Raw genomic sequence first — 24,289 nt, 5'->3', positions numbered from 1 at the left:
GATGAACACCGCACCGAATGTCAGCGCGCATGTTGCCGAGCAGGCTGTCCGCTGGCTGCTGGAAATGCAGCAAGGGCCGCTCGACCCACGCCAGCAACAGGCGTGGGAGCAATGGCTCAATGCCCACAGCGAACATCGCCGGGCATGGGAACACATCCAGCGGGTCAATCAACGGCTGCGCAATGTTTCTTCGCCCCTGGCCCACGCCGCACTCAACGCACCCAAACGCACCACGCGGCGCCAGGCACTCAAACTGCTGTTGATCCTGGGCGCCGGTTCCAGCCTGGCGTGGGGACTGCGCGAACGGCAATTATTGCCGCCGTTGATGGCCGACTATCGCAGCCCGGTGGGCGAGCGGCGTCGCCTGACACTCGATGACGGCAGTCAATTGCAGCTCAATACCGGCAGCGCCGTGGACGTTCGTTTTGACGCCCAACGTCGCTTGATCCGCCTGCTGGAAGGAGAACTGCAGATAACCGGCGCGCGGGATCCACGCCCCTTGCAAGTGGCGACCGCCCACGGGCTGCTGGAGAGTCAGTCTGCGCGGTTCAACGTGCGTGAATTTCCTGGTCACACCCAAGTGGCCGTGTTCGAAGGCCAGGTGCAAGGTCACGGGCATCAAGGCGCGCCATTTGTTCTGACAGCCTCGCGACAACTGGGCCTGGGCATCAACGGCGCCGGTCCACCCACGGCGCTGGATGCCAACAGCGGCGCCTGGACTGAGGGAATGCTGGTGGCGGCGCACATGCGCCTGACGGATTTCCTCGACGAACTCAGCCGCTACCGACGTGGCCAGTTGCACTGCGATGAAGCCGTCGCCAACCTGCTGATCTCAGGAAGCTACCCGCTGGACAACAGCGAACGGATCCTCGACCTGCTGGAAGTCAGCCTGCCGGTTACAGTGCGACGGTTCACCCGGTATTGGGTCAGCGTCGAGGCCCGTGCCTGAAACACGACCGTAGCGAGGACCGCAAGCGCCCACTTCAAACGGCAAGACACGACCTTCGCCAAAAAATTGCTTTTCCAGTGAGCTGTTTTCGACACCTCGGGTGACAGAGAAGGAAAGCCACTTTGATGCAACCTTCTCAGGACCCTCATCATGCTGCAATCCCCTACTCGCCTCACCCCGATCACCCGAGCCCTGCGCCAACTCCTGCTGGGCGCCAGCCTGAGTTGGGTTGCGTTACCGTCGGTGCAGGCAGCCGAGACCAGGGCTTACCACATCGCGCCGTCGTCGCTGGAGAACGCCCTCAATCAGTTCGGCCGTGAAGCCGGGGTGCTGATCTCCTTTGGTTCGCAAATGACCGGTGGCCTGCAAAGCCGTGGCCTGGAAGGCAACTACAGCTTGGAGCAGGGCCTTGGCGCGCTGCTCGAAGGCACCGGCCTGCAAGCCCGGTCCGAAGGTGATAACGCCTACAGCCTGCAACCGGCCGACAGCGCCTCACTGGATTTGAGCACCACCACCGTGGTCGGCGACTGGCTCGGCGACGCCGCGCAGACCAATGTGTTCGAACACCCGGGCGCCCGCGACGTCATCCGCCGTGAAGAATTCGAGCGCCAGGGCGCGACGCAGGCACGGGATGTGCTCAATCGCATTCCCGGCGTCAACGCCCCCGACAACAACGGAACTGGTAGCCATGACATGGCGCTGAATTTTGGCATTCGCGGCCTCAATCCGCGCCTGGCCTCGCGCTCCACGGTGCTGATGGACGGCATCCCGGTGCCCTTCGCCCCTTATGGCCAACCACAGCTGTCGTTCGCCCCGGTCAGCATGGGCAATATGGACGCGGTAGACGTCGTGCGCGGTGGTGGCGCGGTGCGCTACGGCCCGCAAAACGTCGGCGGCGTGGTGAACTTCGTGACCCGGGCGATTCCCGATGCGCCGACGGTCAAGGGCGGCTTGCAGACCGAGACGAGCCCGTCATCCAGCCACGACGGCTTCAAGACGACTTCCAATCTGCTGGCCGGTGGCACCGCCGACAACGGCTTGGGCGGTGCGCTGCTGTATTCCGGCACCCGTGGCGGGGATTGGCGCGAACACAGCGACACGCAAATCGACGACCTGATCCTGAAGGGCAATTACCAACTGGACGAAGCCAACAGTTTCAACGCAATGGCCCAATATTACGAAGGTGAGGCCGATATGCCCGGCGGCCTGAATGTCGCCGACTACGACGCCGACCCGTACCAGTCCACCCGTCCGAATGATCGGTTCTGGGGGCGTCGCACCCTGGTCAATTTCGGCTACCGCTACCAGCAGGACCGTCGGGAATTCACCGCCAGCACGTTCTTCACCAAGACCTTGCGCAGCGGTTATCTGGACCAGGGCTCTTTCCTGTCCCTGTCGCCTCGCGAATATTGGGTACGAGGCCTGGAGACCCGCTTCGCCCAAGGCTTCGACCTCGGCCCGACCCGCCACGAAGTCGGCGTCGGCTACCGTTACATCAACGAAGCCGGCCACGAGCTGCGTTATCGTACGCCCGTCGCCAGCAACGAACTGCCAACGACCTCCAGCCGCAACGACCGCGATACGCGTGGCGGCACTGAAGCCAACGCGTTTTTCATTGATGACCGGATCGACATTGGCAAATGGACCATCACGCCTGGCATTCGCTACGAAATGATCGAATCGCAGCAGACCAACAACCTGACGAATGTGAAGTACAAGGGCGACTACAACACCGCCCTGCCGGCGCTGAACGTGCTGTATCACCTGACCGACGAATGGAACCTGTACGCCAACACCGAAGGTTCATTCGGCAGCGTGCAGTACAGCCAGATGCCCAACCGCGTCAGCAGCGGTGAAGTGAAACCGGAGAAGGCCCGCACCTGGGAGCTTGGCACTCGCTACGACAATGGCGACCTTCGGGCGGAAATCGGCGCGTTCCTGATCAATTTCGATAACCAGTATGAAAGCAACCAGACCAATGACTCGGTGATCGCCCGGGGCGAGACCCGCCATCAAGGCATTGAAACCAGCATCAACTATGCCCTCGACGGCCTGAGCCCGGCGCTGGCTGGTTTCGACGTCTACGCCACCTACGCTTTCGTCGATGCCACCATCCGCGAGGACGGCCCGAACAAGGGCAACCGCGTGCCATTCTCCTCGAAACACAAAGGTACGCTGGGGATCGGTTATACCGAAGGCCCCTGGAAGCTCAACCTGGACAGCACCTACCAGAGCGCGCAGTTCGCCGACAACGCCAACACCCGCGCCGAAAGTGTGGACGGCAGCACCGGAAATATCCCTGGCTACATGCTATTCAGCAGCCGCGCCGCCTATGACTTCGGCCCGCAGTTGTCGGACCTGAACGTTGCGGTGGGTGTGAAGAACATTTTCAACACTCAGTATTTCACGCGCTCCTTCGACGACAACAATCGAGGCAAGTACGTCGGTGAACCTCGCACGGTGTATGTGCAGACCTCCGTAGCCTTCTGATTTCGGCGCTCGTGGATCGCTAAAACAGAACGGGCCTGCAATTGCAGGCCCGTTTTTTTGGGGTGAAAAAAGTGAGCCGGACTCAGCCGTTGAGTGCAGCCCGTTCGTTCTCCAGGAATTCTTCTTCCAGCATCGCATCGGCGAGGGCAATCGATTCGGTCGGGCCGTTGGTGGCGGCACGCTTGCCGCGCAGTTTGCCGAACAGATGCTCCAATGCATGCTCCAGCTTGGTGGCCGCGCCTTCGATCGCAAGTTCCAGCGATTCGGCCTTGTGGGTCACGGAAATGGGCTGGTGGCCCTTTGGCCGCGCTTCCAACTGGCACCGCAAATCATGGGGACCAGGCTTGTCGCCGTTCTCATCACCCAGATGAACTTCGATCCGTGTCAGGTCTTCTTCGTAGCGTTCGAGCGTGCTCTCAATGGTCGTACGTACCCACTCCTCCAGTCGGATGCTGCTTTGAATATGGTTATCGCTATTGACTTGGATTTGCATAGTTCATCCCTTATTTCGGCTAGCTCGCCAGGGGCCAATCGACGGTAGCGCAACGGCCCCTTGAATACAGAGTCGGGCTGGCGACAGAACAATTCAAGCCCTCAAAAAAGATAAATATTGATTTGCAAATAAAGCCGGACAACCGACAAAAGCGCTGTTAATGTCGGGAGTTGCCTCGCCTCGCTCCTCTCGCCAATTCCCCCCCAATCTTGCACCGCCAGCGAACATTCATCCGTTCCTGCCCCGAAACGGGCAGCGCCCAGACCTGCATCCCAGAGCCCCTGGTATCAAGGCGCCGCGATCATTGTCCGACAGTTTTTCCGGCATGCCCCTTGCAAAAGCCTTGGTAGAGCTGCCAAGGGCTGCGCCCCCCGGTCCGTCGCCCGCCAGCCCGCAATTTGATGGATGAATACGATCATGGAACAGCCGATGGTCCGGTGTTGCGAACTAATCCCGATCATGGCCGGTCAACAACTGCACGTTCAATCAGGCGGTGACGCATCATGGACAACCCTTTTCAGATCATTACGGACGCCTTCGCGCCGCAGTACCAAATCAACCTGAGCATCCAAGGCCTGGATGGCAGCATCATGCTGACCCTTTCCAAGAGCGGGCGCGTCGTCGCCAAGCGCATGATCAGTGCCCAGCAGCGCAACGACCCGGACCGGCTGCGGCGCCTGGTACAAAGCATTCAATTCGGGATTGCCATCGAACAAGGCCACAGCGCCGTGGCAATCCTCGAAGCCATGACCGGCGGCGACACCATCAAGGTGCCGCCACCGCAGGTCCAAGGCCAGGCCTGCAGCGCCGCCGGTCTCTAGATTTCGCCCTTCTCCACTTCGGCATGCTCGCTCGAACCCGCGCCGACCTTGCGGTGCGGGTGTTCGATCTTCACCGAGGGAAACTGCGACGAGGCATAGCGCACTACCAGGATCGCGAACGCCAGCAGCAGGATGCCGCCACACAAGTAGATAATTCCCAGGTCCGGCGGGCTGTGGTGGGAAACATTGGAAATCAGCAGGCGCGTCAGCGCGGTGATTGCCACGTAGATCAGGAACCGCACCGGCATGTGGTTGGTCTTGAAGTAAATCCCGACCATCGCCCCCAGCTCCAGGTAGATGAACAGCAGGAGGATGTCATCGATCTTGATGTGCCCCTCCTCGATCATCTGCAAAAACTCCATCACCGCCGCCCACGCGGTCACCGCTCCGATGGCGAACAGTGCCAGGTAATGGAACGTCTCGACGAACAGGTTGCCTAGGGATTCAGCCAGCTGGTGTACGTTCTGGCGCAGGTTCTCGGCCCAGTTGATTTTCACGATGTAGTTTCCTTAGGTCGGCTCGACCGGATGATGCGGGTTGGACGTGACGGTTGTTCTGCATGCAGAAAAAAGGCCAGCCACTGGGGTGAGATGGCGATGGGCTGGTACACGACACGTTGCGACATGAACCGGCCTCGCCGCAGACGCGATTTACCTGCGGGACAAACCTTGAAATCGGTCTACATTAAAAAGCCACTATCCAAAGCATCAGGATTCGCTTATTCTTTTGCCTGTATATAAATACAGTAGTCGAAAAGACAAACCAATGTGAAGGCATGTGAGGTGGTGAATGGCCGTCGAAGTGGTATACCGCAGCAGCCGAGATCTGGAGCGCTTGTTCATGGATAAAGCCGAAGCTGACCGTCATGACAAAATGCTGGAACTCGCCGAATTGCTGGCCGAGGTGTTGCAAAAAGCCGTCCCATCGCTGAGCGAGAAACAGGTGGAAGAAGCAGGGATCTACATGGCGAAGAACCGCGATGTATTCGCCAAGGCCTTCAAGAGCCAGCCGGACGCCTTGTCCGAACTGCTCAATCCGTCGGACGAATGAGCAAAAAGACCGCAGCCTGCGACAGCTGATACACGAGATGTAACGTGTATCAGCTGTCGCAGGCTGCGGTCTTTTTTTATCGGTACAACAAACGCTCCGCCAGCTCATCGGCTACCCGGGCTGGTGAACGCTTCTCCGCCTGGGCGTGGGCGAAGACTTCAGTGAGCCGGGCACCGATCTTCGACAGATGCGCGGTGATGGTCGGCAGTTCCTCACCCTGATGTTTCAGGGCGACGTAGATCAGCCCGCCCGAGTTGATCACGTAATCTGGCGCATAGAGTATCCCGCGTCTCTCCAACTGATCGGCTACTTGCAGATTGCTCAACTGGTTGTGGGCCGAGCCGGCAACCGCCGAGCAGCGCAATTGCGCCACGCTGTGGCTGTTGAGCACGCCGCCGAGGCCACAAGGCGCAAGAATGTCGCATGGAGTGCTTAGCAGCGCGTCGTTGGCGATCGGATGGGCGCCCAATTGCTCCATCGCCAGTTGCACCTTGCCAGGGTCGATGTCGCTGACCAGCAATTCCGCGCCCGCGGCGTGCAGCTGTTCGGCCAAGGCATAACCCACATTGCCCAGGCCCTGGATCGCCACCCGCAGGCTTTCCAGATTATCGCTGCCCAGGCGGGCCATGGCCGTTGCACGAATGCCGGCGAAGACGCCCATCGCCGCGTGAGGCGCCGGGTCTCCCGCGGCGGTGGTACTGGTGACATGACGGGTTTGCTGGGCGATGCAGTCCATGTCCGCCACCGATGTACCGCTGTCGATGGCGGTGATGTAGCGCCCGTCCAATTGTTCGATGCAACGACCAAAGGCTTCGAACAGCGCGGCCCGGCTGTCGACGTGCGCCGGGCGCATGATGACAGCCACGCCTCCGCCCACTGGCAAGCCGGCCAGGGCGGCCTTGTAGCTCATGCCCTGGGCCAGGCGCACGGCGTCGGCCACGGCAGTTTCATCGTCGGGGTAGGAAAGATAACGACAGCCACCCAGGGCAGGCCCAGGACGGCTGCAATGAATGGCAATCACCGCCTTCAACCCGGTCGCCGGGTCCACGCTCAAGTGCAGCGATTCAAGGCGGGAGCTTTGCATGAGAGCGAACATCGACAGGCTCCCGAATCACTTTTGTCTGTTTCGCCAGTATAGGCGTGCGGCCGAAAATTGCTGGAGCACGCCGGAATAAGCCTGGGCAGTTGTCAGCTTTTTAGGCATAACCTGTCACGGCGTATTAGTGAGACTGGACGAAAGCCCATGGCAGCGCTAAAACGAGACATAGTCTGGAGACTGTGATGAAGCCGCGCCAAGCCTTTTTTGAATGTCTGCACCGCTCGCCACCGGCGCTGTTCGAAGCCGCGCTGTGGATCGCCGCCGAACATGATCCTGAGGCGGACATACCGGCGTTGCTCAAGGATTTCAAGGATCTGCAGCAGTTGGTCAGCCATGGCCTGCCGATGTTACCCGTCAGCGAACTGGGCCAACCTCTGCTTCGACGCCTTAATGACCTGGGTTTCGCCCAGGACGACTTCACACCCCTACGCCCCCGCGCGGCATTGCTGGACAAAGTCCTGGCCCGTAAACGCGGCCAACCCCTGGCCCTTGGCCTGATTGCGCTGGAACTGGCCCGAGGGCTGGAAATCCCGATGGCCGGCGTCAATTTCCCCGGTCATTTTCTGCTGCGCGTGCCCGGCGCCGATCATCTGCTCGACCCATGCGGTGGCCGTCGGCTTTACCCCAATGACTGCCGGGAGCTACTGCAACGCCAATATGGCTCGAACGTGCCGCTCAAGGCCGAGCACCTGGTCAACGCCGAGCCGATGCAAATGCTGCAACGGCTGTCGCGCAACCTGCGGCAATTGCACCTGGCGAACGATGATTACATTGCGGCGCTGATCGACGCCGAACGGGTGCTGGAAATGGGCAACGCCAATGCCGCCGATTATCTGGCCCGCGCCAGCCTTTACCAGCGGCTGGACTGCCCCAACGCCGAACGTTTCGATCTTGAGCACGCCTTGATGCTCAGCGACGATCCGATCCAGCGAATCCGCTTGACCGAGCGACTGGGCCATCTGCCGCCGAACTCCATCGTGCATTGAGCTCCATGCCGTCGGCAGGCAACTCTAAGGCGTGTCAGGCTGATTCGCCGGATGCGCCTGCTGGAACGCAACATGCCCAGCCGCCAACGCCGCAACCCGACGGATCCGCGGGTACGCTTGCAACGAAACATTGAACCGCTCGGCGGCGTACAGCTGCGGGATCAGGTAAACATCAGCCACCCCTGGCGTAGCGCCGAAGCAATAGCCTTCGTTGCCAATCAACTGCTCCACCGCTGCCAGTCCTTGGCCGATCCAATGCCCGATCCACTCCGTCACCTGCGTTTCATCGTGACCCCACTGCCGCAGCTTGTTGAGCACGCTGACGTTATGCAGGGGATGAATGTCGCAACCGATCAGCGCGGCGACGCCACGTTCGTGAGCACGAAGCGCCAGGTCGCCGCTGAGTAGCGGCGTCTGGGGGTAACGCTCCTCCAGATATTCGATGATGGCCGGTGATTGCACCAGCAACGCCCCCTCCTCGGTGCGCAACGCCGGCACCCGCCCCTGGGGGTTGATTCCCAAGTAGGCCGGCTTGCGATGTTCGCCCCCCGGCGGTGCGATCAGGTTAACCGGCAGGGCCTGGTAATCCAGGCCCTTGAGTGCCAGGGCAATACGCACCCGGTAGGACGAGGTGGAACGGTAGTAGGTGTAGAGTTCCATGCCCGTTCCTCAACGCGCCGGCAGAATCTTGCCGCGGCACTCGCCGAAGCCTATGGACGCGCCAGCCTCGCCTCTGCAACGGGCGCGCAGGATGATTTCGTCGCCATCCTCCAGGAACTTGCGAACTTCACCGGAGGCCAATTCGATCGCTTTTTTGCCGCCCTCGGTGATCTCCAGCAAGCTCCCGAACTGACCGCTCTCAGGCCCCGACAACGTGCCCGAACCAAACAAGTCGCCGGCCTGCAATTGGCAGCCGTTGACGCTGTGGTGCGCAACCATCTGCGCCACGGTCCAATACATGTATTGGGTATTGCTCAACGTCAATCGATGGGCCGGCAGGTTCTGCTCGCGCATGGCCTCGGTCAGCAGCAGCACTTCCAGTTCGATGTCGAATGCACCGCCAGCCTGGTCGCGTTTGTCCAGCAGATACGGCAACGGTTGCGGATCGCCCTCGGGACGCGCCGGTTGAGGGCGTCGGAACGGTTCAAGGGCCTCGGCCGTCACTACCCATGGCGAGACGCTGGTCAGGAAGCTCTTCGACAGAAACGGCCCCAGCGGTTGGTATTCCCAGGCTTGGATATCCCGGGCCGACCAGTCATTGAGCAGGCAGAAACCGGCTATGTGTTCGGCGGCGTCGCCAACAGCGATGGGCTCGCCCAGTGCATTGCCTTTTCCGATCCAGATACCCAGCTCCAGCTCATAGTCCAGGCGCGCACAGGGGCCGAACGTCGGCTCGGTCTGGCCGGCCGGCAAGGTTTGGCCGTTCGGGCGACGCACATCGGTGCCAGACGGACGAACCGTCGAGGCACGACCGTGGTAGCCAATGGGGACGTATTTGTAGTTCGGAAGCAGCGGATTGTCAGGCCGGAACAATTTGCCGACATTTTGCGCGTGCTCGATACCCACATAGAAATCGGTGTAGTCGTTAATCTTCGCCGGCAGATGCATCTGGCAATCGGCCGCCAAGGGCAGCAGCGTTTCGCCCTGGGCCTGGATCTTGTCCTGCTGTGCACTGCCCTCGCGCAGCAGTTCCAGCAGCCGCTCACGCAAGGCAACCCGGGCGTTGCGGCCCAGGTCGAAGAACGCGTTCAACTGGCCGTTCTCCATCGCCGTGACGGCTTCGCCTGCGGCGCCATCGAACAAGCCGGCTTGCAGCGCCGCCTGTAAATCGAAAACCCGGTCGCCAATGGCAACACCGCTGCGTGGAGCGCCGCCAGCCATACTGAAAATGCCCAGCGGCAGATTCTGCAAGGGGAAGTCGGTATGGCCGTTGGCCGATTCGACCCAGCTACGGGTGAAGGAAACTTGGGACATGGGTTATCTCCGGGTCGGATCAAAATTGACCGGCAGCGAGGCCCAGCAGGCGTCGTAGTCAGTTTGCAATTGCGGGCAGTCCAAGGCGAAACGGCTCGGACGCAGCACTTGGCTGGTCTCGAACATGAAGGCCATGGTGTTGTCGATTTTTGCCGGCTTGAGCTCGGCATTGATCGCCTTGGTGCAGGTTTCGCCATCAGGACCATGGGCACTCATGCAACTGTGCAACGACGCGCCTCCCGGCAGGAAGCCCTCGGCCTTGGCATCGTAGGCGCCCTGGATCAGTCCCATGAACTCGTTCATCAGGTTGCGATGGAACCAAGGCGGACGGAAGGTGTTTTCCGCCACCATCCAGCGTGGTGGGAAGATCACGAAATCGAGATTCGCCAGGCCGTGAACACTGGTAGGCGATGTCAACACAGTGAAAATCGACGGGTCCGGGTGGTCGAAACTGACCGTGCCGATGGTGTTGAAACGGCGCAGGTCGTACTTGTAGGGGACGTTGTTGCCGTGCCAGGCCACGACGTCGAATGGCGAATGATCCAGCTCGCAGGCCCATAACTCCCCCAAGAACTTCTGCACAAGCGTGGTCGGTTGTGTGAGGTTTTCGTAATGGGCGACCGGCGTCAGGAAGTCGCGTGGATTGGCCAAGCCATTGCTTCCGATAGGCCCTAGGTCCGGCAGCCGCAATGGCGCACCGTGATTCTCGGCGATATAGCCGCGGGCTTGCGAGTCGAGCAATTCGACGCGAACTTTCAAACCCCGGGGCAACACGGCGATTTCCAGCGGCGCCACTTCCAGCACGCCCAATTCGGTGGTGATCCTCAGCCGCCCCAACTGAGGGACGATCAGCCATTCGCCATCGGCATTGAAGAACACCCGCTCCATGGAACGGTTGGCCCGGTAATGATAAATGCTGATGCCAGCCGGTTTGTCAGAGTTGGCATTGGCCGCCATGCGAACCAGCCCATCGATGAAATCGGTGGGCTCGGAAGGGATCTCCAAGGGGTTCCAGCGCAGGCGATTAGGCGTGACGTCACCCAGCGGACCACCCGCCAACTGAGCGCCGAGCTTGGCAAACGCCGGATGATGAGCCGATGGCCGGATGCGGTACATCCAGGTCCGGCGCGCTTCGCCGCGGGCCATGGTAAACGCAGTGCCGGAAAACAGTTCGGCATAAAGGCCATACGGTGCTTTTTGCGGGGAGTTCTGGCCGACAGGCAATGCGCCGGGCAGCGCTTCGCTGGCGAACTCATTACCAAAGCCGGACAGATAAGCCAGTTCCGACGCGGTGGAGTCGAGGTTCATGGAGCCTCCTGGGATGCGGCCCGTCATTCAACGAAAAGCTTGAGGCGCACCGGGTTATTTTTATCGTAATCAGATTACGCATAACGTAATTTGCTCGGCAGCGACCGTCAAGCTATAAAGACGCCCATTCGCCTCTCCGGACCTGCCTTCCATGGAAAACCCGCCCAGCAACGGTAAACAGAAAGTCCGCTCCGCTGAGGTCGGCACCGACATCCTTAAAGCGTTGGCCGAGCTGTCTCCCTCAACGTCGCTGTCGCGCTTGGCCGAACATGTGCAAATGCCGGCCAGCAAGGTCCACCGCTATTTGCAAGCGCTGATCGCCAGCGGATTTGCTGAACAAAACACAGCCACCAATCACTACGGCCTGGGCCGCGAAGCATTGCGGGTGGGCCTGGCGGCGTTGAATGGCATGGACGTACTGCAAGTGGCCGCCCTGCCCTTGGCCGAACTGCGCGATGACTTGAACGAAACCTGTTTTCTGGCGGTATGGGGTAATCACGGCGCAACGGTGGTGCGTATCGAACCTGCGGTGCGAGCCGTGACCGTGGTGACGCAACTGGGCTCGGTGCTGCCGTTGCTCAGCTCTTCCACGGGGCTGGTTTTCGCGGCTTATCTGCCAGAACGGGAAACCATCGGGCTGCGTGTGGATGAAGTAAAAAGTACCAGCGACCATGCACTGGCCGACGACCAGGCCTATACGCTCTTGTGCGAGCAGATTCGCAGCCGTGGCCTGCACCATGTGCATGGCTTGCTGATGCCCGGTGTGGATGCCCTGTCCGCCCCGGTATTCAACGCCGTCGGCCAGGTGACGGCGGTGATGACCATCGTCGGTCCGACTTCGCTGTTCCACGCCGACGAAAACGGCCCGGCGGCGCAGCGTCTGTTGGCAGCGACCCGGGCCGTGAGTTGGCGGATGGGGTATGAGGCAGCGCCCGGATCAGTCCAGGAAGTCCGGGACGATGCGTATCACTAGATCATTCAGATGATGGGTGCCCAACCGCGGATGCAGGTCGCGGTCTTCCCCACTGAAGGCAGCCGTATAAATACCTTGGTGATTGCCTTTGACGTGGTAGGGAATATCGTCGTTAATGAAATGGTCCAGTAAATATTCAACCAACGATTTAGATGAAGATATCACCTGTGTGTCGACGTCATGCGGCACAAAATCGGTGACATAAACTTCATTCAGATCAACCCCGGGCAAGTGAGCTTTCAATGCACCATGAACCTCCTCAGCGGATAAAGACCTGATAGGGCGCAGCGATAACTCCATGGATGGCTTTTCGGTAAGTTCCAGGACGATATCAGTAACGATCTTTTCAAACGCTATTATATCCAGCGCTTTGACACGGTCTTCATCGGCAAAGGAATAGCGCTTGTTGAAAATATTGCTGGTGCCTTGCGTGTAATGGGGAGGCAGCTGTTTTTCCACGCAAGCCAGCGTTTCATCGAACAGTGTCCTGGAAGTCGCCGAGCTGACGTCCGCCAAGTCGGTCATCGTGTTCAGATAAGTACTATGAGGGCTGAGATCCAGAACCTCCAAGCGATCACCCAACAACACCTGCACGGCAAAGTCCACGCGAGTGTTTTTTAGCGCTACAAGCCTTTCGGAATAAGAAGAAAATAATGGGGTATTCATAAGCGTCCTTGTCATGTTCATGATCTCGAACTTCCTGTTCGGTCGGTCACTTATACATAGTTCAACCTGCCATTGCAGGAAAACAAATGTAAGAATGCGTAAGGAGATCAGCGACCGCTTGTATTCAATTCATGACCCCCATGAGCTTTGCCTTCGCCACCGCTTGGGTACGCCGTTGTACACCCAACTTGCTGTGGATTCGACGCGAGTGTGTTTTTACAGTGTGCAATGAGATGAACAGTTGTTCGGCAATCTGCTGATTCGAATACCCCTGCGCAATCAGCTCGAGTACTTCCAGCTCGCGCTGGCTGAGCACGGTTTCTTCAGCCATGGTTATGGGGGGCGCGACCTGCTCTGGGGATTGGATCGCGCCGCGCACCAGATCAGGTTGGCGCAGACACAGTTCGCGCAGCGCTTGTTGCGCCCGCCAGCAGGCGACACGCTCGATACCTTCTTGCAGGAGCGCGCGCGCCTGGGGACGGTCAGCGGACAACCAGACCACTTCCGCCAACACCAGATGCAGTTCGGTTTCCAGGGCATGCATCTCACAGCGTTGCGCCTGGGCAATCATTTCCCTGAGGCGAGCCTGTGGGTCTTGTGCCCGACCCAGGTAGACCTCGGTCAGCACCAACAAGTATTCAAGACGCGGGATCAGTTCCAGGGTTGCAGGTGGCGCCTGCTTGGCCTGCGGCCCGCTAAAATGCCGCAACACACGGGTCAAGACTTCATGGGCCAATTCCGGTCGCCCCTGCTGCAACCAGAATTGACAGCTGGTTTGCAGCAATACGCCTCGATATACCGTGTCGGGAATATGCCGTTGCTGCATGATCCGCTCGGCATCACGTAGCTGCATGAACGCCTCGCCGTAGTCACCCTGGTTGGCTGCCAGGCAGGCCTTGCCGAGGAAGCCATAGAGCACTTGTTTGTCATGATTGCGCAGGCCCGCTTCGAGGCCCGCCTGGAAATGTTCGGCGGCCTGCTCGTCAAAGCCCATGCGTAACGCCAAGCGCCCTCGTCGCAAGGCAATCCGCCCCAGCAGCGCGGAAAAATCCTGCCCCGGCTTATCGAGCAATGCCTGGACGGCATCCAGCAAGTGGTCGGCCCGGTGGGGGGCACCGCGCTGCTCGAGAATCTGGGCGTGATCCAACTCCAGCAGCCCTTCAAACACCAGTGAACCTTGCGCGCGGGCCACGCATAACGCTTGGCGGTTGATCCATTGCGCAGACGTCAAGTCACCTGCCAGCAGCGCCTGTTGCGTCTGTCCGATCAGGCACAGCACTTTCAGGGCCCAGGCCTGCGGATCCAAGCCGATTTGGGCCTGGAGGAAATGTTCACGTGCAGGCAAGCCATCGCCGCGCAGGTGCAACAACCAACCGCGCAAGACCTGCCATCGGGCGACCAGTTGGCGCTGCTGGCAAGCCAAGGGTTGCGGCACGAACCGGGCCAGCTGTTCGATGCAAGCCTGCGCCTGGTCGAAGCGTCCGGCAAACAGCAAGGCGGTGGTGACCAATCCCACCGACTGTGGCGTCCCGAGTGACAGCGCTTCACCCTGCTGGTCATGCAAGGCCAGCAATAGCTGGGCGTTACTGCCCTGTAGCACATGTTCGAAGTTCAGGTGCTGCAACGAACTGACGGCGGCCTCGAACTCACCGGCCTGCATGGCCTGCGCGAACGCCATTGGCCAATCCTGCTCGGCGGCGAACCACTGGCAGGCCCGTCGATGCCAGGAACGGCCCTGCGGCCAGGGCTCGTCCCGCACCAGCCGGGCCAGGGGCGGAAAAATCTGCAGCCAGTCCGAGGATTGCTCCCAGGGCTCGATAAAACACCCCAGGTCCAGCAGCAATGGCAGGCATTCAGCGCCCACCGTGTCGCCGAACAAATGCGCGCAGAGGCGAGCGTTGAAGCGCGGCAGATGCGCCAGCACGCGCCAGGCTTGAGCCAGCTCTGGAGTCAACGTGCCAAACAGTTCGTATTCGAGGTAATCGAGCAATGTGCCGGCCCGCCCCGGCGCAGCATGCCGACGCGCCCATTCACAGCGTTCAAGCAATGTGATGCGTACCCCGGCACACCAGCCACCGCTGCGCTGGATCACTTCACGGGCCGTACGCGCCGCCAACGGATCGGGCAAGTGACTGAGCAATTGCCGGACATCAATATCGGTAAACACCAGGGCCTGGGCATCGAACTCGTACAATTCGTCATCGAGCAACAAGCGCGGCCAATTGCAGTGAGGACGACGGCGGCCATTCAACCACAAGTGCAGCAACGGACTGCTGGCGTTCAACAAACGGTCGAGCAGTTGGTCGAGTTCCGGATTGGGCACCCGGCAATAGTCATCCAGGAACAGCCAGGTAGGCGTCTGCAAACGCGCCAGGTGGGCCAACAGGCTCGACTCATCCGTGACCGGTAATCCGAGGGCCTGCGCGAGGCATTCACACAGTTGCGCCGTATCCATGGCGGCACCCGCCAACGGCAGCCAATGCAACCGGCACTCCGCTGGCGCCTGCAGGAAACATTCGGCGAACAAGGCGCTCTTGCCACTGCCAGCCGGTGCGCAAAGCAGCTTTACGCGGGCCTCGGAAGCCAGCAAAGGTTCGCTCAACGACTTGCGCGGCACATGCGTCGAAGACAGCCGCGGCAGCAGCCCAGGACGGTCCGGACACGGGGTCATGGCAGTCATTGTGCGAGGTCCCTTTTATTGTTGTTCCTTCACCCTAGCCTGTGTCGACCACCTTAGGAGAAGTATTCAGCGCGCTGATTGGCGCCCATAAAAAAATGACCGGCAGGAGGCGCTGCCGGTCATTCACAACTATCTCAAGTCAGCCACAGTTATCTTTCCAACAGTCGGACCTTAGCGCACGCCACTCGAACGCAACGCCGCCGGGGTGTAGTCGGCTGCCCGTGCCTCGAAACCGTACTCGTAGGCGTGTTTCTCTTCGTTCTTCATGCCCAGCGCGATGTAGCGACCGGCAATGATGTCGTAGAGCGCCTCGAGCGTGTAGCCCGGGTTCTGGTGGTCGTAGTAGAACTGGGCATGACCTTCCGCCACGCGCCACAACTGGCCGCGACCGTCATAGTGGTCCACCAGCGCCGCTTGCCAGCTGTCTTCGTCGAAGTACATGTGGCGCTTGGCATAGATGTGCCGTTCGCTGGGCTTGACCGTACCCACCACTTCCCAGACCCGGTGCAATTCGTAGCGGGTCAGGTCCTGGTTGATGTGGCCGGCCTTGATCACGTCATCGTACTTGAGGCTCGGGGAATCAAGTTTGTAGCTGTTGTACGGGATGTACATTTCCTTCTTGCCGACCAGTTTCCAGTCGTAGCGATCCGGCGCGCCGGAGAACAGGTCGAAGTTGTCGGAAGTGCGCAAGCCGTCCGCAGCGGTGCCTGGGCCGTCGTACGCCACTTGTGGGGCGCGACGCACGCGGCGCTGGCCGGCGTTGTAGATCCACGCCAGGCGCGGTTCCTTCACCTGGTCGAGGGTTTCATGCACCAGCAACACGTTACCGGCCAGTCGCGCCGGGGCCGTTACCGACTGTTTGAAATAGGTCAGCACGTTGCTGGCCTTTTCCGGGTCGGCGTCCTTGATCAGGAACGGCACGGCGATTTCTTCTTCGAAGCGGATCGGCGTGAAGCTGCCGTTGGTCTGCGGCGTGGCCTGGGTGATGATGCGCCGCACGTTGCCGCCGTGATAACGGGTGACGTGGTTCCAGAGCACTTCCACGCCGTTCTTGGGAATCGGGAACGCGTAGTAACGGTTGCCAGTGAAATTGGCCAGGCCGTTGCCCTCGTTGATGGCGTTCACATTGAGCGCACTGCGCTTGGCCGACTCGTAGATTTGCGGCGGCAGGCCAACGCTGCGATGGGTCGGGTAGACCGGAATTTTGTAGGTTTGCGGATAGCGCTTGAACATCGCGATCTGGCCTTCGGACAGCTTGTCCTTGTATTTGTCCACGGTCGCGGCAGTGATGGTAAACAGCGGCTTTTCATTGGCGAACGGGTCGGCCAAGAAACCTTTGCCGTCCACGGCACCGGCGTTTTTCGGGATGCCGCCGGTCCAGGCCGGAATCGAGCCATCGGCGTTGCCAGCCTTCTCGGCGCCCAGCGGCGTGAGGCTGGTGCCCAGTTTGTTCGCTTCCTCCGGCGAAACCGCCGCCATCACATTCGCTGCCAGCAGGCTCAGGGCCAGGGCACCGCATTGCAGGATCATCTTGCGCATTGGGTTTTCCTTGTCAGCCAGATCAGAAGTTCACGCCGAAGCTCAGCGCGAGGAAGTCGCGGTCTTCGAGAACGTTGTAATCGCCGCCGAAGAAATCGGTGTAGCTCAGGCTGGCGGTGTAGGTGTTGCGGTAATCGGCATCGACACCCACGCTGACCGCCTTGGCGCCTTCGTTGAACAAGCCGTTGGGGCCATAGCCGGCCACGTCGTGGGACCAGGACACGTTGGGCTTGAAGTTCACCCCGCCGATGACGTTGGAGTAATCGAGAATCGCCCGGGCGCGATAACCCCAGGACGTAGAAGTGACGAAACCGTCGGTGTCGCCTTGGAAGCCATATTGGCCATAGACCGAATCACGGCCATAACGCAGCGTGTCCTTGGACTCCAGGCCACCGACATGCACCACCGCAGCTTCGCCGACCAGGGTCAGGCGATCAGCCCCCAGTACCTGATCGAAGAAGTGGGTCAGGGTGCTCTGGACCTGGGTGACTTCCTTGCGGCGGTAGCCGGTGTTATCGGCACCCGGCGAAGTGGCAATGGGTGACGCGGCGCCACCGGCAATCGGATTCACCAATGCGAGGGTCAGGTCGTTGGTGCTGAGCTGCACCGGTGCGTTGGGGCGATAGCTGATTTCGCCGGTCCACGCGGTACCGGTGGGCAGCGTGGTGGAGAAACTGGCGCCGTAGAGGCGGATGTCTTCAGGGTATTCAAGATAATACCCACCGCGCCCCAGCATCACGCTTTGGGCCAAGCCCGCGCCGCTGCCGGGCGCAATCCCCTCGGCAATCGCAATCATGCCAGGCAACGCGGACAGCGTGGACAGTCCCGCCGTGGTGGTGCCAACGGTCGGCGTGCGGCTGTGATAGTTCATGAAGTACAGGCCGTACTCGGTGTCATCGCCGAGCCAACGCAACGCCGTGCCCCACTGGCCGGAATCCCGTGCATCGCGGTCACCGCCGCGAGGAATGACAACCCCTTCGCTGGTCACCTGGATGCCCTGCCCGAATGCCTCGGTCAACGGCACGAATGGCGCAATCGCCGGGCTGCCCACGGTGTAGCCGCTGGTGCAACCGTCCGCCACTACGTCGTTACCAAAGAACGTGCCGCAGTTGTCGACAACCGTCTGGTCCCACTCCAACTGGTAGAAGCCTTCGATGGTCAGTTTGTCAGTCAAGCCCTGGGAGGCGAACAGCATGTTCACCGGGATCAGGCCTTCCTTGATCTCCGCGCCCGGACGACGGAACGCCGACACGTCCACCGGATTGATGCTGTTGATGGAGTTGCCGATGAAAGTACTCTCACCCCAACTGACCACCTGCCTGCCGGCGCGCACCGTGCCTGGCAAATCGGCAATGGAATAGTTGTGATAGACGAAGGCATCGAGAATCTGTGCCCCCGAGGACTTGGCGCCTTCCTTGCGATTGCTGTCGCTGATGTCCTTGAACTCGCGGCCTTCATCCTTGAGTTCGAAGTCGTACCAGTACTTGCCCCGCACGAAGACGCCAGTGTCGCCGTACTTGAGTTCGAGGTCATGCAGGCCCTTGAAGATTTTCGAAAAGGTCTCGCCTTTCTTGAAGTTCAGTCGCCCATCGTCACCGGTGGAGGACTGGCCCCGACCGCCATTGACCGTGCCGACAAGGTCACTGTCGGCATCGCGCATGCCCCAGCTCGCGCCCACGGACAGCGATGAATCGAACTGACCCTCGATCTCGCCAATGTTGAATGAAACGGCCTGCGCCTGGGCACAGCAGCCCAAAGCCACCGCGGCGGCCAGCGCCTGCGGCTTGAAGATGGCGCGCATTGTTATTGTTGTCATGCGTCTTCCCCGGTGAGTGACAGAGGCTTCACCCTACTGCTGCACGCCATGGGCGATAAGCGCACCAAGGAGGTATTCGCGCTGTACCTAAAAAGGATGACAGCCCATGCGGGACCGGCGTCTGCGCGGCGCATGAACGGAACGGATGATGGGTTATCAGCGCTGCGCATAACTGTCGTGGTGCTTGCTACTGTTGCGCGCACTGCAACAGTGCATGTCAGGATCCGAGCTGTTTCCCCAGGCGCCCGATCCTTATGCTGGCCGGGCTTGCAGGACAACGGGCCAGCAAGCACCAAGTCGTCGTGGCGTCCCTCGCGCCCGGCGCACCGTCATTCGGATGGATTGCGCATCAATCCATCAGCCCCGTGTTCACTGACGTTGATTTGTAGCTCCTTTACAACGTCATGCTTAGGCCGCTGCTTATTTGCAGCGGCTTTTTTTATGTGCGGGTTATTTAACGCGGGGAACTCTTCTTTCCTACACCATCGCCGGAAACGTCCACCGCGTCTGCTACAGCGAAACCTATAGCCTGTTGTATCTTCCTACAACAAAGCCGGAAGCCAACTACGTATGCTTTTAAAACCCACTGTTACGCTGAAATCGTTCGCAGCACTTCGCTTCGATTTACTTACCAGTGAGTTATTACCAATGCAGATAAACAGCCAAAGCTATCGTTCAAAAAAAGGTTATAACAATCGCGTTCGTTTTTTGGTCTTTCATTACACTGCAGGCAACTTCGCGTCGTCCATCAATGCATTAACCGGCCCTTCCGTCAGTGCCCATTACCTCATCCCGGACTTTGCCGATCCCACTTATCTGAAGGCCTGCTTCAAAGAACCACAAATCTTCAACCTGGTAGACGAGAACCAGCGAGCCTGGCACGCCGGCGTGAGCAGTTGGGGTAATCGCAACAATCTGAACGACACCTCGATCGGCGTGGAGATTGTGAACCTGGCAACCGATAACCAAGGTCAATTTACTTTTCCGCCCTACAAGGCACAGCAAATAGAGGCGATCGAATACTTGGCGGCGGACATTCTCAAGCGATATCCGGATATCGGTCCGGTCAATGTGGTGGGCCACTCCGACATCGCCGCCGGGCGAAAGAGTGACCCTGGCCCGATGTTTCCGTGGCACGCACTGTATCTCAAGGGTATCGGCGCTTGGTTCGATGACACGACTCAGAAGTCTTTTGAGCAGGCGTACCTGGCCAACGGAATCCCCCTCCGGGAACAATTGCTCGGCCTATTCAAGAGGTATGGCTATGACACTTCGGCTGCCACGACAGGTGTCGGCTTCCAGCGTTTGGTACGAGCTTTCCAGCTGCACTTTCGCCCGGCCAAGTATGACGGTGTGATGGACATCGAGACGGCCGCGAACCTGGCAGCCCTGGTGAAAAAGTACTTTCCATGAGCCGGTTGCCGCTGACAGCAACCGTCCCGGGCGATAAGACTTAGAGGGCGTGACGCTGCAGGTTCGCCATCATCTCTTTCAAGGCTTCCAGATTGTCGTTCGGGTGTACCGCATCCTGGAAATCGCAAATCTGCTGCCAATGGGCGGCGACGTCTTCAGGGGAAAAACCTTCGCGCGGATCGAACCCCGCGCCCAGGCTGCGCTCCCAGCGCACCTTGCCCATCCAGCCGCCGCCCACTTCGAATAGCCCGGACGTTTCCTGGCAGGCCTCACTGGCGAGGTACACCACCAGCGGACTGACAAGTTCAGGCTTGAGTTGCTCGAACACCTGCGGCGGGATCAAGCCTTCGGTCATGCGCGTGCCGCCCGTTGGCGCGATGGCGTTGACGAGGATGTTGTTCTTGCGGCCTTCGATGGCCAGGGTACGGGTCAGGCCATAAAGGCCAAGCTTGGCCATGCCGTAGTTGGACTGGCCGAAGTTGCCGTAGATGCCGGAGGTGGACGCGGTGAAAATCACTCGTCCGTAGTTCTGCTCGCGCAAATGTGGCCAGGCGGCACGGGTGACTTTATAGGCCCCTTCGACATGAACGCGGTAAACCAGGTCCCAGTCGGCATCGTCCATCTTGTGGAAAGTCTTGTCCCGCAGGATACCAGCGTTGTTGACGACCACATCAACCCGACCGAACGCATCCAGCGCGTTCTGCACAAGCTTGTCACCGTCGGTGACGGAGTCGTGGTTGGCCTCGGCGATGCCGCCGGCCTCGCGGATTTCTGAAACCACGCGATCGGCTGCCGAAGCGTTGGCGCCCTCCCCTTGAGCCGAGCCGCCAAGGTCGTTTACCAGCACTTTTGCGCCATGCCTTGCGAACAGCAACGCGTGGGCACGCCCCAGGCCACCACCGGCTCCCGTAACGATTACGACTTTATCCTCGAAGCGCACAGACTCATTCATGGAAGAACTCCAGCAGGCCAGTAAGACGATGAACAGGAGTGTCCGGTACAAACCCGCCGGTCACAATCAACTCGGCTGAGAGTGAATAGCGCGCGATAAGGTGAGGGGATGATGCAGGCGATACGTCACGAGCAAGCCATTTGCCTGCAAGACGCGGCAATGACTTCGCGAAACGCCAGGTAATGCTTGAGGACCTGTACCGGTGCCTCGGTGTGCGGATAGTGACCGATGTCGGGCAGCAGCACCGTGTCGGCATTCGGGATCAGGGCGCGGTAGCGCTCGACCATATGCGCGCCGGAAATCGGGTCGAACGCGCCATCGATGACCCGCATGGGCACACCGCTTCTCTGCATCGCTTGGACCCAGCGATCACGCTGCACGCGACGTTCCGGAATATACGTGATGAGCCTGTGCATGATCCGCGGTCCGCGATGGGTTTCGACCAGGCTCCAGTAATCATCCAACTCGCTTTCGGAGGGGCCGGTCCTGGGGCCGAAGATCTGCCGGAAGCTTTTAACCAGGCCGTCCCGTGAGAACGCCCGGCCAATCAGCCAACCCAAAGGGCTGAGCAACAGTCTTTGCATCAGCACGGGACGATGGGTCTCCGGGAACAGGCCACCGTTGAGAAACACACAACTGGCGACATCGATGCGCGCCTCGTCATGTCGGGCGATCAACTCTTGGGCCACGCTGTCGCCATAATCATGGGCCAGCACGTGGACCCCTTGTGTCACCTTCAGGTGCGCGAGCAAAGCCTGCTGCAAATCTGCCTGTTCCAGCAGGCTGTAGGCGTGACCTGCCGGTTTGGCGGAATCACCAAAACCGAGCATGTCGCAGGCAATCACCTGGTAACGCTGTGCCAGCGGCTGCCACAGGTAATGCCAATCCCAACTGGCGGTGGGAAAGCCGTGAATCAGCAATAGCGGCTCGCCGTGCCCCGCCGTCCAGTAACGGATGGCGTGGCCGCGAAACATGAACGTCTGGCCGCGCTGACGCCAGATACGCAGGGGAATCTGGACCATGGGCATCAGCTTTTATAACCCGTGTCTTGCTGATCGAGCTTACGCAGCAACGCCGGCCAGGCCAGCGCGCCGCCCATTCCCTGCGCGCTTTTGGTCACCCCGGCGACCATCGCTCGGGCCCCGGCCAGCACCTGTGGCTCGATGGCGATCAACTCGGTACCGCCCGTCTGGGCCAGGACCTGGATATCGCAGGCTCGCTGAAAAATGAACATCATCAGAAAAGTATCGGCGATGGTGCCGCCGCAGGTCAGCAGGCCATGGTTATGCAGCATGAGGAAGTTCTTGTCGCCCAGGTCTGCTTGCAGACGAACCTTTTCTTCAGGATCAAGGGCAACCCCTTCATAGGGGTGATACGCCAGGCTCGACAGCACGAACAGCGACTGTTGGCTGATCGGCAGCACCCCTTGCTTCTGTGCCGAGACCGCGACGCCGGCTGCGGTGTGGGTATGCAGCACGCACACCACATCGTGCCGCACCTCGTGCACCGCGCTGTGGATGGTAAAACCGGCAGGGTTGATCTCGTAGGGACTGTCCAGCAGCTTGTTGCCGGCCTGGTCGATCTTGACCAGGCTCGACGCAGTGATTTCATGGAACATCAAGCCGTACGGGTTGATCAGGAATTCTTCCGTGCCAGGAACTTTGGCGGAGATATGGGTGAAGATCAGATCGTCCCAGCCGTGCATCGCGACCAGCCGATAACACGCGGCCAGATCGACCCGTGTTTGCCACTCCGCCGCACTGACCTGATCCTTGATGCCGGGTGTCGATTGAATGGGGGTTACGCTCACGACTGTGACCTCTGGCTTCTTTTTATGGAAAAGATATCCACGATTTTCATGAACAAGAAAATCAGTCTAGTCAGCTCCAGCCAGGTCGGTAGTTGCATTTGCAGCCAGCTTACTGGCCGAGCGAGTCAGCCCGAGCCTCTTTCAGAGGCGCAGGCCATGTCCTTTCAACCGCGCAACGCATCGACCAACTCGCCCAGCCAGGGCTCGGCATCGGTTTCCGGCGTGACGCTTTCGCTGGCATCCAGGCGCAACATTGGCAGCACTTCGCGTACCCCCAACTCGGCGAACAATTCGCTCATCTGCTCGCCACCACCGCAAAACGTATCGCCATAACTGGCGTCTCCCAGGCCGATGACGGCGCCGGGCAGATCGCGAAACGAAGCGGGCAATTGGTCGCGAATCGTCGAATACAGTGGCATCAGGTTGTCAGGCAGTTCACCCATGCCCGTCGTCGATGTCACCGCCAACAGGGCTTGCGGTTCGAACGCCTGAATATCCGCCAGTGTCGCCCGAGGGTTGTGGAATGTTTCGAAACCGGCATCACCCAGCATTTTGGCAGCATGCCGGGCAACTTCTTCGGCCGTGCCGTATACGGAGCCGGAAAGGATGGCGACTTTCATCAATGTGATCCTGAAGCAGAATATATAGAGCCGGAATAGTAACAGGGCGGCGTGCTTAAGTTGCGATTGGCTCTCAACAACCAATAATGGCAAGTGGATATCACACAGGATTCTTCTAGAATGCAACGCACACGGATGTTTTAAGGGGAATTCCATGATTAACGCGCACCTGATGCAACTCGTGATCAACGCTTCCAATGACGGCATTGTCATTGCCGAAAAGGAAGGCGATGAAGACAACATCCTGATTTACGTCAATCCGGCATTCGAGCGGCTGACGGGCTACTGCCGCGACGAAATTCTCTATCAGGACTGCCGCTTCCTGCAGTCGGGCGACCGCGACCAGCCTTCCTTGGAACAGATCCGCAGGGTTCTGAAGCAAGGAGGCTCATGCCGGCACATACTGCGAAACTACCGTAAGGACGGCACGCCGTTCTGGAATGATTTGTCGCTGTCCACTGTCAAAAACGAGGCGGATGGCCACACGTATTTCGTTGGCGTACAGAAAGACGTAACGGCCCAAGTAAAGGCTCAACAGCGCGTCGCACAGCTGGAAGCAGAGTTGGCCGAAGCCCGGGAGACCATCGCACGACTCCATGCGACGAATGGTGCAAACAAAACGGCGAATTAACGGTCAGTCACTACAATCA

At 59.8% G+C, this 24,289-nt stretch carries 22 protein-coding genes; 8 read left to right on the top strand and 14 right to left on the bottom strand.

Translation table 11 applies throughout. The features are described 5' to 3' along the window. Position 1: 1 nt before the first annotated feature. Positions 2–949 carry a FecR domain-containing protein gene (locus HU762_RS14785; protein WP_186638185.1) on the top strand — a complete coding sequence of 316 codons (948 nt, stop codon included), beginning with the start codon at positions 2–4 and terminating at the stop codon, positions 947–949. A gap of 150 nt (positions 950–1,099) precedes the next feature. Further along, positions 1,100–3,439, top strand: a complete 2,340-nt coding sequence (gene fecA, locus HU762_RS14780; RefSeq protein WP_186638183.1) for a TonB-dependent Fe(3+) dicitrate receptor FecA — start codon at positions 1,100–1,102, stop codon at positions 3,437–3,439. A gap of 82 nt (positions 3,440–3,521) precedes the next feature. On the opposite strand, the gene HU762_RS14775 is transcribed toward fecA, so the two are convergent. Next, entirely contained in the window at positions 3,522–3,932 is a 411-nt protein-coding gene (locus HU762_RS14775) for an HPF/RaiA family ribosome-associated protein (RefSeq protein ID WP_186611033.1), read from the bottom strand. 503 nt (positions 3,933–4,435) lie between these two features. Between HU762_RS14775 and HU762_RS14770 the strand changes: the two genes are divergently transcribed. Beyond that, positions 4,436–4,753, top strand: coding sequence for a DUF3509 domain-containing protein (locus HU762_RS14770; RefSeq protein WP_186638181.1), 318 nt, complete (start codon positions 4,436–4,438; stop codon positions 4,751–4,753). On the opposite strand, the gene HU762_RS14765 is transcribed toward HU762_RS14770, so the two are convergent. Next, positions 4,750–5,250, bottom strand: a complete 501-nt coding sequence (locus HU762_RS14765) for a phosphate-starvation-inducible PsiE family protein (RefSeq protein WP_186611035.1) — start codon at positions 5,248–5,250, stop codon at positions 4,750–4,752. The two genes, HU762_RS14770 and HU762_RS14765, sit on opposite strands and share 4 nt — an antisense overlap. Before the next feature lie 292 nt (positions 5,251–5,542). Between HU762_RS14765 and HU762_RS14760 the strand changes: the two genes are divergently transcribed. Then, on the top strand, positions 5,543–5,803 hold the full coding sequence (locus HU762_RS14760) for a YebG family protein (protein WP_014340121.1): 261 nt from the start codon (positions 5,543–5,545) through the stop codon (positions 5,801–5,803). Between the two features lie 76 nt (positions 5,804–5,879). Here HU762_RS14760 and HU762_RS14755 read toward each other — a convergent pair whose 3' ends face one another. Then, positions 5,880–6,899, bottom strand: coding sequence for a Glu/Leu/Phe/Val dehydrogenase (locus HU762_RS14755; protein WP_186638179.1), 1,020 nt, complete (start codon positions 6,897–6,899; stop codon positions 5,880–5,882). Between the two features lie 185 nt (positions 6,900–7,084). On the opposite strand from HU762_RS14755, the gene HU762_RS14750 reads away from it, so the two are divergent. Beyond that, entirely contained in the window at positions 7,085–7,888 is an 804-nt protein-coding gene (locus HU762_RS14750; RefSeq protein ID WP_186638177.1) for a transglutaminase family protein, read from the top strand. A 24-nt stretch (positions 7,889–7,912) separates the two neighbouring features. Here the strand turns inward: HU762_RS14750 and maiA are convergent, their stop codons facing one another. Genes maiA through hmgA form a run of 3 tightly spaced genes read right to left on the bottom strand, consistent with a single transcriptional unit; the run spans position 7,913 to position 11,170 of the window. Then, positions 7,913–8,548, bottom strand: coding sequence for a maleylacetoacetate isomerase (gene maiA, locus HU762_RS14745; RefSeq protein WP_186638173.1), 636 nt, complete (start codon positions 8,546–8,548; stop codon positions 7,913–7,915). 9 nt (positions 8,549–8,557) lie between these two features. After that, a complete protein-coding gene (gene fahA / locus HU762_RS14740) occupies positions 8,558–9,862 on the bottom strand; it encodes a fumarylacetoacetase (protein WP_186638170.1) in 1,305 nt (434 codons plus the stop codon). Between the two features lie 3 nt (positions 9,863–9,865). After that, positions 9,866–11,170, bottom strand: coding sequence for a homogentisate 1,2-dioxygenase (gene hmgA / locus HU762_RS14735; protein WP_186638167.1), 1,305 nt, complete (start codon positions 11,168–11,170; stop codon positions 9,866–9,868). A 151-nt stretch (positions 11,171–11,321) separates the two neighbouring features. On the opposite strand from hmgA, the gene HU762_RS14730 reads away from it, so the two are divergent. Next, positions 11,322–12,143: an IclR family transcriptional regulator gene (locus tag HU762_RS14730; protein ID WP_186638164.1), complete on the top strand. Its 822-nt coding sequence runs from the start codon at positions 11,322–11,324 to the stop codon at positions 12,141–12,143. On the opposite strand, the gene HU762_RS14725 is transcribed toward HU762_RS14730, so the two are convergent. From HU762_RS14725 to HU762_RS14710, 4 genes are all read right to left on the bottom strand, one after another. Next, positions 12,108–12,809: a hypothetical protein gene (locus HU762_RS14725; RefSeq protein WP_186638157.1), complete on the bottom strand. Its 702-nt coding sequence runs from the start codon at positions 12,807–12,809 to the stop codon at positions 12,108–12,110. The genes HU762_RS14730 and HU762_RS14725 overlap by 36 nt on opposite strands. A 124-nt stretch (positions 12,810–12,933) precedes the next feature. Continuing rightward, positions 12,934–15,489, bottom strand: coding sequence for a LuxR C-terminal-related transcriptional regulator (locus tag HU762_RS14720; protein ID WP_186638154.1), 2,556 nt, complete (start codon positions 15,487–15,489; stop codon positions 12,934–12,936). Positions 15,490–15,660: 171 nt separating this feature from the next. Next, on the bottom strand, positions 15,661–17,028 hold the full coding sequence (locus HU762_RS14715; RefSeq protein ID WP_186638141.1) for a DUF1329 domain-containing protein: 1,368 nt from the start codon (positions 17,026–17,028) through the stop codon (positions 15,661–15,663). Positions 17,029–17,050: 22 nt separating this feature from the next. Continuing rightward, positions 17,051–18,844 (bottom strand): DUF1302 domain-containing protein, encoded by a 1,794-nt coding sequence (locus HU762_RS14710; RefSeq protein ID WP_186638138.1) that lies wholly within the window; start codon positions 18,842–18,844, stop codon positions 17,051–17,053. 648 nt (positions 18,845–19,492) lie between these two features. Here HU762_RS14710 and HU762_RS14705 point away from each other — a divergent pair. Beyond that, positions 19,493–20,257: an N-acetylmuramoyl-L-alanine amidase gene (locus HU762_RS14705; protein WP_186638416.1), complete on the top strand. Its 765-nt coding sequence runs from the start codon at positions 19,493–19,495 to the stop codon at positions 20,255–20,257. Between the two features lie 40 nt (positions 20,258–20,297). Here HU762_RS14705 and HU762_RS14700 read toward each other — a convergent pair whose 3' ends face one another. The 4 genes from HU762_RS14700 to HU762_RS14685 all read right to left on the bottom strand — a co-directional run bounded on the left by HU762_RS14700 (position 20,298) and on the right by HU762_RS14685 (position 23,639). Further along, a complete protein-coding gene (locus tag HU762_RS14700) occupies positions 20,298–21,209 on the bottom strand; it encodes an SDR family oxidoreductase (protein WP_186638134.1) in 912 nt (303 codons plus the stop codon). Positions 21,210–21,334: 125 nt separating this feature from the next. Further along, complete coding sequence (locus HU762_RS14695; protein WP_186638131.1) at positions 21,335–22,237, bottom strand: alpha/beta hydrolase; 903 nt, start codon at positions 22,235–22,237, stop codon at positions 21,335–21,337. Further along, the gene (locus tag HU762_RS14690) at positions 22,237–23,019 is read right to left on the bottom strand and encodes a class II aldolase/adducin family protein (RefSeq protein WP_186638129.1); all 783 of its coding nucleotides are present in this window, start codon (positions 23,017–23,019) and stop codon (positions 22,237–22,239) included. Before HU762_RS14690 ends, HU762_RS14695 begins: the two co-directional genes overlap by 1 nt. Before the next feature lie 164 nt (positions 23,020–23,183). Then, complete coding sequence (locus tag HU762_RS14685; RefSeq protein ID WP_186638126.1) at positions 23,184–23,639, bottom strand: flavodoxin; 456 nt, start codon at positions 23,637–23,639, stop codon at positions 23,184–23,186. 154 nt (positions 23,640–23,793) lie between these two features. Here HU762_RS14685 and HU762_RS14680 point away from each other — a divergent pair, with 154 nt between their 5' ends. Continuing rightward, the gene (locus tag HU762_RS14680) at positions 23,794–24,270 is read left to right on the top strand and encodes a PAS domain-containing protein (RefSeq protein WP_186638123.1); all 477 of its coding nucleotides are present in this window, start codon (positions 23,794–23,796) and stop codon (positions 24,268–24,270) included. Positions 24,271–24,289 lie beyond the last annotated feature (19 nt).

It is taken from the genome of Pseudomonas sp. SWRI92 (assembly GCF_014268685.1).
Classification (GTDB): Bacteria; Pseudomonadota; Gammaproteobacteria; order Pseudomonadales; family Pseudomonadaceae; genus Aquipseudomonas; species Aquipseudomonas marvdashtae.
The sequence above is the reverse complement of the archived record's forward strand: the minus strand, read 5'-3'. Positions and strand labels throughout refer to the sequence as shown.

Coding starts and splice junctions, on each gene's coding strand:
- HU762_RS14785 (WP_186638185.1), top strand. CDS start 2: ATGAACACCGCACCGAATGTCAGCGCGCATGTTGCCGAGCAGGCTGTC.
- fecA (WP_186638183.1), top strand. CDS start 1,100: ATGCTGCAATCCCCTACTCGCCTCACCCCGATCACCCGAGCCCTGCGC.
- HU762_RS14775 (WP_186611033.1), bottom strand. CDS start 3,932: ATGCAAATCCAAGTCAATAGCGATAACCATATTCAAAGCAGCATCCGA.
- HU762_RS14770 (WP_186638181.1), top strand. CDS start 4,436: ATGGACAACCCTTTTCAGATCATTACGGACGCCTTCGCGCCGCAGTAC.
- HU762_RS14760 (WP_014340121.1), top strand. CDS start 5,543: ATGGCCGTCGAAGTGGTATACCGCAGCAGCCGAGATCTGGAGCGCTTG.
- HU762_RS14755 (WP_186638179.1), bottom strand. CDS start 6,899: ATGTTCGCTCTCATGCAAAGCTCCCGCCTTGAATCGCTGCACTTGAGC.
- HU762_RS14750 (WP_186638177.1), top strand. CDS start 7,085: ATGAAGCCGCGCCAAGCCTTTTTTGAATGTCTGCACCGCTCGCCACCG.
- maiA (WP_186638173.1), bottom strand. CDS start 8,548: ATGGAACTCTACACCTACTACCGTTCCACCTCGTCCTACCGGGTGCGT.
- fahA (WP_186638170.1), bottom strand. CDS start 9,862: ATGTCCCAAGTTTCCTTCACCCGTAGCTGGGTCGAATCGGCCAACGGC.
- hmgA (WP_186638167.1), bottom strand. CDS start 11,170: ATGAACCTCGACTCCACCGCGTCGGAACTGGCTTATCTGTCCGGCTTT.
- HU762_RS14730 (WP_186638164.1), top strand. CDS start 11,322: ATGGAAAACCCGCCCAGCAACGGTAAACAGAAAGTCCGCTCCGCTGAG.
- HU762_RS14725 (WP_186638157.1), bottom strand. CDS start 12,809: ATGAATACCCCATTATTTTCTTCTTATTCCGAAAGGCTTGTAGCGCTA.
- HU762_RS14720 (WP_186638154.1), bottom strand. CDS start 15,489: ATGACTGCCATGACCCCGTGTCCGGACCGTCCTGGGCTGCTGCCGCGG.
- HU762_RS14715 (WP_186638141.1), bottom strand. CDS start 17,028: ATGCGCAAGATGATCCTGCAATGCGGTGCCCTGGCCCTGAGCCTGCTG.
- HU762_RS14710 (WP_186638138.1), bottom strand. CDS start 18,844: ATGACAACAATAACAATGCGCGCCATCTTCAAGCCGCAGGCGCTGGCC.
- HU762_RS14705 (WP_186638416.1), top strand. CDS start 19,493: ATGCAGATAAACAGCCAAAGCTATCGTTCAAAAAAAGGTTATAACAAT.
- HU762_RS14700 (WP_186638134.1), bottom strand. CDS start 21,209: ATGAATGAGTCTGTGCGCTTCGAGGATAAAGTCGTAATCGTTACGGGA.
- HU762_RS14695 (WP_186638131.1), bottom strand. CDS start 22,237: ATGCCCATGGTCCAGATTCCCCTGCGTATCTGGCGTCAGCGCGGCCAG.
- HU762_RS14685 (WP_186638126.1), bottom strand. CDS start 23,639: ATGAAAGTCGCCATCCTTTCCGGCTCCGTATACGGCACGGCCGAAGAA.
- HU762_RS14680 (WP_186638123.1), top strand. CDS start 23,794: ATGATTAACGCGCACCTGATGCAACTCGTGATCAACGCTTCCAATGAC.